This window comes from Corallococcus carmarthensis, from assembly GCF_003611695.1.
In the GTDB taxonomy this organism is placed as follows: Bacteria; Myxococcota; Myxococcia; order Myxococcales; family Myxococcaceae; genus Corallococcus; species Corallococcus carmarthensis.
On record NZ_RAWE01000462.1, the window covers coordinates 1 to 1060 of the forward strand.

A 1060-nucleotide genomic window follows, 5' to 3' on the forward strand; every position below is an offset into this window, starting at 1 on the left:
GTCTCTCTCCGTCCACGACGGGAAGCCCGTCTACTTCTACAACTGGATGGGGCATGAGTCGTACGCCGTCGAGTGCGCGGAGGCGCTGCCGCCCGGAGACGTCACGTTGAAGCTGGCCTTCGACTACGACGGTGGCGGGCTGGGCCGGGGCGGGACCGCGCGGTTGTGGGTCAATGGCCGCATCGCGGGCCAGGGGCGCATCGAGAAGACGATTCCCTTCCTCTTCTCCGTGAGCGGAGAGACGTTTGACGTGGGCGAGGACACGGGGGCCGCGGTGGGCCCCTACGCGCACGGGGTGCCCTTCACGGGGACCATCAAGAAGGTCCAGATCGCGCTGCGCTCCGAACACGACGCCGGCACGAAGCAGGCCGTGCACGCGGGGCACGTGGACGCCGCGCTGAAGTCCCAGTAGCCGCGGGGGCCCCTCGTTGAGGGGCCTCGCGGGGAGCGTGGCTCAAGGCTGACGGGCCTGCTCGGAGGAGGGCAGGCCCAGTGCGGCCGCGAGCTCCGTGAGCTTCGCCTGCACCTTGCGCATGTTCTCCGGGCCCATGCGCAGCAGGTGTTTCTCCGCCGCTCCCAGCGCTTCGAGGTCCGGATCCGCGTAGACGTAGAGCGCTCCCTTGGGCGTCAGCTCCACGGGCGCCTTCGGGACGGGGACCCGGGTGAGACGCCCGATGGCTTGCGACAGGGTCGCATCCAGGCTCCGGCCCGGCGGGGCCAGCTCCCCGTGCGCGGCGTCCAGGAGCGGCTTGAGCTCCTGATACACCTGCCCCGCGATCTTCGCGTCCAGGGAGGCGATGACGCGGGCCACTCCGTCGTAGCGGGTATGGCTTTCCGGCGCGGTCACCGTGCGGCCGTGACGCTTTGTCACGCGGAAGGTCCCGGCGGGCGCCATGAACGACAGCGGCATGCGCGGGCTCTGGCCTTCGGCGATCAGGTTCGCGGAAGCCGCGAAGCGGCGGACCAGGTCCTCGGCGGACAGCCAGCGCGCGAAGTCCGCGTCGCTGGAGAGTCCCTTCAACAGGTCCCGCACGCGAGGGTCGGTGCCGGAGAGCTGCAC

The 1060-nt window shown here is 70.7% G+C and carries 1 protein-coding gene and 1 pseudogene; one reads left to right on the forward strand and one right to left on the reverse strand.

The window, feature by feature from the left end; all coding sequences use genetic code 11:
- Positions 1–412, forward strand: a pseudogene (locus D7X32_RS45885) (hypothetical protein); the annotation flags it as partial.
- 42 nt (positions 413–454) lie between these two features.
- Here D7X32_RS45885 and D7X32_RS44460 read toward each other — a convergent pair.
- Positions 455–1060: DUF3014 domain-containing protein (locus tag D7X32_RS44460; protein ID WP_120608483.1), on the reverse strand; the 606-nt coding region annotated here is incomplete at its 5' end.